Annotated in this window: 5 protein-coding genes; all 5 read right to left on the bottom strand. The window is 70.4% G+C overall.

Annotated elements, in window-relative coordinates; translation table 11 throughout:
• Nucleotides 1-154 precede the first annotated feature (154 nt).
• Nucleotides 155-1,720 (bottom strand): DUF1996 domain-containing protein, encoded by a 1,566-nt coding sequence (locus tag ACFVWD_RS56945; protein WP_389606959.1) that lies wholly within the window; start codon nt 1,718-1,720, stop codon nt 155-157.
• Nucleotides 1,721-1,945: 225 nt separating this feature from the next.
• On the bottom strand, nt 1,946-2,602 hold the full coding sequence (locus ACFVWD_RS56940; protein WP_099940984.1) for a response regulator transcription factor: 657 nt from the start codon (nt 2,600-2,602) through the stop codon (nt 1,946-1,948).
• The gene (locus ACFVWD_RS56935; protein WP_389606963.1) at nt 2,587-3,855 is read right to left on the bottom strand and encodes a sensor domain-containing protein; all 1,269 of its coding nucleotides are present in this window, start codon (nt 3,853-3,855) and stop codon (nt 2,587-2,589) included. The genes ACFVWD_RS56940 and ACFVWD_RS56935 overlap by 16 nt, the downstream gene beginning before the upstream one ends.
• Nucleotides 3,856-4,203: 348 nt before the next feature.
• Nucleotides 4,204-5,202 carry an NAD-dependent epimerase/dehydratase family protein gene (locus tag ACFVWD_RS56930; RefSeq protein WP_389606961.1) on the bottom strand — a complete coding sequence of 333 codons (999 nt, stop codon included), beginning with the start codon at nt 5,200-5,202 and terminating at the stop codon, nt 4,204-4,206.
• Between the two features lie 99 nt (nt 5,203-5,301).
• Nucleotides 5,302-5,886, bottom strand: a complete 585-nt coding sequence (locus ACFVWD_RS56925; RefSeq protein WP_389606958.1) for a winged helix-turn-helix domain-containing protein — start codon at nt 5,884-5,886, stop codon at nt 5,302-5,304.
• Nucleotides 5,887-6,386 lie beyond the last annotated feature (500 nt).

The following is a 6,386-nucleotide window of genomic DNA, read 5'->3' as shown; positions in this document are numbered from 1 at the left end:
GGGGGGCGGGCTGTGCACGGGGGGGCGGGGGGGGGGGGTGTACGGGGGGGGCCCCTTCCCGGGGGCGGGGGGGGGGGGGTCCCCCCCCCCCCGCCCTTCTCAGTGCCGTACTAGCTCTTCGGTGAAGCGACTACTGCCTTCGGTGAAGGGGCTGCTACCTGCACTGCTGGCCGGTGTTGATGCAGTTGGCGATCTTGTTCGCCAGGCCACCGGTGGTGACGCTGATGAAGTCGTCGTGGTCGGTCGCCGACTTGTGGAGCTGCTCCGGGAAGCCGTCCACCGCGAACGCGTTCTTCACCACGCCGTTCTGGAGGACCGGCGGCGTGATCTTGTAGACCAGGCGCATCGTCAGCTGCGGGATCGCCTTGAAGCCGTTGCCGCAGACGCCGCTCGCCGGATCGGCGAAGGCGACGTGCGTGCGGTGGTTGGCGCTGTCGATGTTCTGGCCGTCCCAGCAGCTCTGGAAGGCGAACGTGCGGACCACGTTGCTGCCCTGCGGGCAGATCGGGTACTGCGACGTCAGCTGGACCTTGTTCTCGAAGCCGGTGCAGCTCCAGTGCGCGTTGGCGTTCGCCAGACCGTTGGTGGTGGTCTTGGCGTCACCGGTGATGATGCGCAGGAACTGCGGCATCGCGACGACCTTGCTGGCCGGGCTGCCGACGTACTTGATCTGCGCCTGTACGGGCGTCAGGATCTTGCCGACGTTGCCTTCCTTGCCACCGCCGTCCGCGTTCTGGTCGAAGTCCTGCGAGCCGTCCTGGAGACGGACCACCGGCCAGTAGTACGACGACAGGTCGTTCTTGTTCTGGCAGCTGGTCCCGCCCTGCAGGAACGTGTTGTTGCTGGAGAACGCGTTGACCTTCTGGTTGCCGACGTAGTCGTGCAGGTGGTGTGCGCCGTTGGTCACGCCGGGCGCCACGATCACGTTGTCGGTGTTGTGGTTCTTGTTCGCGTTCACACCGCACGCGGTGGTGAACGTACCCCTTGAGGCGTTGGCGGACTTCTGCGGCTTGCCCTGGACGTTCGCCGCCACCTTTGTGATGTCGACGAAGTCTGCGGCGACGGGACCGTTTCCGGCCTGGCCGCCGATGTTGGCCGGTGCGCTCGCGCTCGGAGCCGCGCTGGCCGAGGCGCCGCCGTTGTTCTGCTGGCCGCCGTTCTGCTGGCCGCCGTTGTTCTGGCCACCGTTCTGCTGGCCGCCGTTGTTCTGCTGGCCGTTGTTCTGGCCGCCGGCGGTGGTCTGGGCCTGGTTGGCGGTGGTGCCGGTGCAGGCGGCGAGACCGTCCAGCGTGGTCGGCGCGGCGGCGCCCACCCGGGTGAAGTCGATCTTGATTCGGCCGATGACCGCGGTCCGCTTGTCCTTGAGCGGCGACAGGATCGCGTTCTGGACGAAGCCCGCGTCATTGGCCTGAGCCTGACGCGACGAGGCCAGCCGGGCGTACGCCTCGGTGATCTGCTTGTCGAGCGTGGCCAGCTCCGTGTCGACGTTCGACTTGGCGTTGGCGGGCACACTGGTCAGTTGCTGCCCGACATCGGGGCAGGAGATGGTGGCGACCTGGGCGGCGGCGGCCTTGGTGGTGTTCGGGCTCGAGTTGGTCTCGTGCGCCGAGGCGTAGAAATTCGCCCAGATCAATCCGCCCCCACCGATCGCGAGCGCCGCGGATGCGGCAACGGCGCGAACAGCCAGCGGCGAACGTCGTTTGCGAGTGTTGCGTCCCATGGAACTCCTCTGACTTCCTTGCGGGGCATCGAGGCGCCCGACAGGAGTGAAGCGGCGTCCATCAGTACGCAGGTGACTCCTGAGGCGTTCAGAAACCCTGGAAAATCTTAGAAGTTCGTGAGGTCATTTCCGGCGCAATGGGCTCAGAAGCGCATGTTTTTCGGTGAGTTGATCTCGAAAAAAGGGTTTGAACTATATTCAACGGCGTCGGCGGGGGCTTCTTCTTCACTGGCTGCCGTGATCCAAATACGCCAGTACGGCGAGTACGCGCCGGTTGTCATCGTCGGAGACCTCCAGCCCCAGTTTGGTGAAGATATTGGAGGTGTGTTTGGCGATCGCCCGTTCTGTGACCACGAGTTGGGCCGCGATCGCCGCGTTCGAGCGCCCCTGCGCCATCAGTTCGAGCACCTCCAGCTCGCGTGGGGTCAGCCGCCCGAGCGGCTGCGCGGTGTGTGAACGCCGCGCCAGCAACTGCTGAATCACCTGCGGATCCATCGCGGTCCCACCCGCGGCGACCCGCCGTACGGCGTCGATGAACTGCTCCGCGTCGAACACCCGGTCCTTGAGCAGATAACCGACCCCGCCCGTGCCGTCCGCGAGCAACTCCCTTGCGTACAGCTGCTCCACGTGCTGGGAGAGCACGAGCACCGGCAGCCCCGGCCGCTCCCGGCGGGCCTGAAGCGCGCACTGCAGCCCCTCGTCCGTGTGCGAGGGTGGCAGACGTACGTCGACCACGGCGACGTCCGGCGCCAACTCGGCCAGCGCCCGGGTGAGTTCGGGCCCGCTCTCGACGGCGGCGGCGATCTCGAAGTCGTACGCCTCGAGCATCCGGACCAGTCCGTCGCGCAGCAGGAACAGGTCTTCGGCTAGGACAACGCGCAAGGGATCTCCATGGTGACCATGGTGGGACCGCCCGCGGGGCTGCTGACGGCCAGGACGCCGTCGAATGTACCGAGCCGCCGCTCGACGCCGGTGAGTCCCGAGCCCGCGCCGACCCGGGCGCCGCCCTCCCCGTCGTCGGTGACGGTGATGCGGAGCATTCCGTCCGTGTACTGGAGGTCGACCCAGAGGCGCTCGGCACCGGAGTGCTTGACCGCGTTGGTCAGCACCTCGCTGACGGCGAAGTACGCGGCGGACTCGACGGGCGCGTCGGCACGGCCGTCCATGTCGACGTCCACCTCGCTCACGAGAGGCAGCCGCAGCACCAACGCCCTTACCGCGTCGCCGAGTCCACGCTCGGCGAGCACGGGGGGATGAATACCCCGTACGAGGTCGCGGAGCTCGGTGAGCGCCTCGGCGGAGGACCGGCGGGCCTGGGCGAGCAGCTGGCGGGCCTTGGCCGGGTCCTTCTCGATGAGGACCTCGACGGTCCCCAGGTCCATCCCCATGGCGACCAGTCGTGCCTGCGCCCCGTCGTGCAAGTCCCTCTCGATGCGGCGGAGTTCGGCCGCCGACGTGTCCACGGCGGTGCGCCGGGTCTCGGTGAGGACGCGGACCCGTTCGGCGAGTTCGCCGTCGCCGGAGGCGAGGACGGAGCGGGTGAGGAGGAAGTGGACCCGCAGGAGGGCGGGGGAGAGGGCGTAGGAGGCGACGAGGAGCGCCGCGCCCAGTGCCCCCGCGAGCAGGGCGGAGCCCTGTCCCGACACCGGCACGAAGCCGTACCACCAGCCCACGTGCGTGCCGTCCGTGAAGACCCGCCACAGGCCGGCCGCCAGCGCGAAACCCTCCAGGGGGTAGAGGAGGAGGGCGGCGGGCAGCAGTGCGGTCACGAACCCGGCGGTCATGTCGACCACCAGCCAGCGGAGGTCGCGCCAGGTCGCCGGGTCTCCCAGCATGCGGAAGCAGCGTGTCCACGGGGGCGCGTCCGCGGGCAGGCTCCTGTACGTGGACGGAATCCGTATCCCGCACCACTCGGCGGCGATGATCCGCCGCCGGTCCGCGAAGGCCCGTACGCCGGTCAGGACCCAAGGGGTCGTGACGATCCCCACCCCCGCCGGCACCAGCAGGATCGACACGACGGACAGCACGAAGAGAACAACCGCTCCGATGAACCCCCCGACGGCCAGCACCAGCCCTCGCCCCCCGGCGACCAGTACCTCCGGCCCGCGTGCCCGTACACCCCTGCCGCTCCACATCTCCATACCGCCAGTCTCACCGACCCGCCCCGCGAGGTCACTGGGCCGAGCACCAGGGTGGGGGTGGTGCCAGGTGCACCCCGGGGGCAGGGCTTTCCTCGCCCCCGCCGCCCCTACCCGTCCCTACTTGGGGGCTCCGCCCCCAAACCCCCGATCGGCCTGAACGGCCTCGTCCTCAAACGCCGGCCGGGCTGAAAGATGCGCGTCGGCGCTCTTGAGGGGCGCGGGGAACTGCGCGACCAGCCCCCACCCACCCGCAGCCGGAAGACCATCCCGCGGGGTCTGGGGCGGAGCCCCAGGAGGATGGGACGGGTAGGGGCGGCGGGGGCGAAGGGCCTGGGTGCGGGGTTACAGGGCGAGCGCCTTGGCTTCCAGGTCCGGCGGGAGGCCCACCGGTGGGCGGTCCGGGCGTTGGGGGGCCACCCCGCCGATGCCCTGGAGCCAGGTCCACGTGTCCGCGACCGTCTCCGAGACGGGCCGGCACCGCAGCCCCGCCGCCACCGCCCGGGACACGTCCGCCCGGTGAAGAGCGTCATGCATGTCGGACCCCACCGGCACCCACACCGGCAACTGCGTCCACGGCTGAATCCCGGCGTCGAGAACCACGGAAGGCTCGGTCCAACGGAGTTCCGCCCGCGCCCCGGTGACCCGGACGCACGCGTCGAGCAGCTCCCCCATCGTCGTATGCCCCTGCGGACTCATCAGGTTGTACGCCCCGCTCACCCCCGCATCCGCCGCCCCGAGGATCCACTCCGCGAGATCACGGACATCGACGTACTGGAGGGGGAGGGACCGGGGGCCGGGCGCGAGTACGGGACCGCCCCGGGCGACCCGGGTCAACCACCACGGCAGGCGCCCGATGTTCTCGTACGGCCCGAGGATCAGCCCGGACCGCACGAGCAACGAGCGCTCCGTGCCGAACGCGGACACGGCGGCCAGCTCGCCGCCCAGTTTGTCCTGCGCGTAGTCGGTCTGTTCCGCGTCCTCGGACGCCCCTTTCACGAGCGGCGCGTCCTCGGCGTAGTCGGCGGGCGGAGCCCACGCGTAGACCGAGCAGCTCGACACGTACACGTACCGCCCGGCCCGGTCGGCCAACAGCCGTGCCGTGTCGCGAACGGCCCGCGGCGCCGCCGACCAGGTGTCGACGACGACATCCCACTCACCCTCGCCCTCACCCGCGGCGGAGGCGAGCGCCGCGAGCCCGTCGGGGGCGGTGCGGTCACCCAGCAAGGACCGCACCCCGGCGGGCGGTTCGCGGCGCCCGCGGTGGAAGACGGTCACCTCCCAGCCACGGCCGAGCGCCGCCTCCACCACGGCCCGCCCCGCGAAGTCCGTACCGCCCAGCATCAGCAGTTTCTTGGGTTTCATACGGACGACTCTGCCCGCACGGCCCGCCGGACGGAACGGGAATCTGCTGACAGAAGAGTTCCTGAGCGGTGGAGTGGGTCAACGCCCCGTCGCAGGCGCGTACTTGTACCCCACCCGCCGTACCGTCTGGATCGACTGCCGGTGCTGCGCCCCCAGCTTGCGCCGCAACCGCGCGACGTGGACGTCGACGGTCCGCCCGTCGCCCACGTGCCCGTAGCCCCACACGGTGGTGACCAGCTGGTCGCGGGTGTGCACCCGGTGCGGGTACGCGACGAGGTGCGCGAGCAGCTCGAACTCCAGGTAGGTGAGGTCGAGCGGCCGCCCGTCGACCTCGGCGGTGCGCTGCACGGGGTCGATGCGGACGAGCGGGTCGTCCCCGACGGCGGCGTCGATGGGGGCCGGGGAGTCCGGGACGGCGACCGGCAGCAGGGGCTGCTGGTCGGCCGGTACGAGGACCAGGTAGCCGATCATCGGCGGCTGGCCGGGGAGCACGGGCAGGGTGTGCGGGGGAGCGGGCAGCCAGGTGGCGCCCGGCGGCAGGAAGTCCGCGACGTCGACCACCTCGTCCCGGTGGACGGCACGGAGTCGGTGCCGCGCGGGGACGGGGGCGGGTGCCGGTGCGGGGGTGGTCGCGACGGACGAGAAGGAACGAGTGGTCGCCATGAGAGGTCAGCTCTTTCGCGCGAGAAGTTCGTCGGGAAGGTCGACGACCGCGAGTTCGTGGTCGGGGCCGTCGAGGACGTACGTCGTGCGCGCTGGCCGAAGGCCGGGGTGTACGGCTTTAGAGGGCCGGCGCGTTCGTCGCGCGGCAACACACCCGGTCGAAGTCGTGATGCTGACGGGAAGGCCAGAAGGGCTCCAGGTCGGGGCGACCCGTCGCGGTGTACTTCTGGAAGCTGGCCATACCCCCATTGAAGCAGAAGCCGGAGCCGGGCAGGAGACTCCTCTCACAGGTCGGACGCGTCCGTGGCGTGAACTTGACGTCGTACGACGAGGCTGACCTCGTACGACCAGGAACGACCTCGTACGACGAGGCTGATGTCGCCCAACGAGAGGAGGCGCCCCCCCGGGCGGGGGGGGGCCCCCCCGTGGCGGGGGGGGGGGCTGAGACCACGGCCGCCCGGACCACGGCGGGGGCGCCGGGGTGGTCGAGCCGGCGCCGG

Source organism: Streptomyces sp. NPDC058086, assembly GCF_042885015.1.
Classification (GTDB): domain Bacteria; phylum Actinomycetota; class Actinomycetes; order Streptomycetales; family Streptomycetaceae; genus Streptomyces.
The sequence above is the reverse complement of the archived record's forward strand: the minus strand, read 5'-3'. Positions and strand labels throughout refer to the sequence as shown.

Coding starts and splice junctions, on each gene's coding strand:
- ACFVWD_RS56945 (WP_389606959.1), bottom strand. CDS start 1,720: ATGGGACGCAACACTCGCAAACGACGTTCGCCGCTGGCTGTTCGCGCC.
- ACFVWD_RS56935 (WP_389606963.1), bottom strand. CDS start 3,855: ATGTGGAGCGGCAGGGGTGTACGGGCACGCGGGCCGGAGGTACTGGTC.
- ACFVWD_RS56930 (WP_389606961.1), bottom strand. CDS start 5,202: ATGCTGGGCGGTACGGACTTCGCGGGGCGGGCCGTGGTGGAGGCGGCG.
- ACFVWD_RS56925 (WP_389606958.1), bottom strand. CDS start 5,886: ATGGCGACCACTCGTTCCTTCTCGTCCGTCGCGACCACCCCCGCACCG.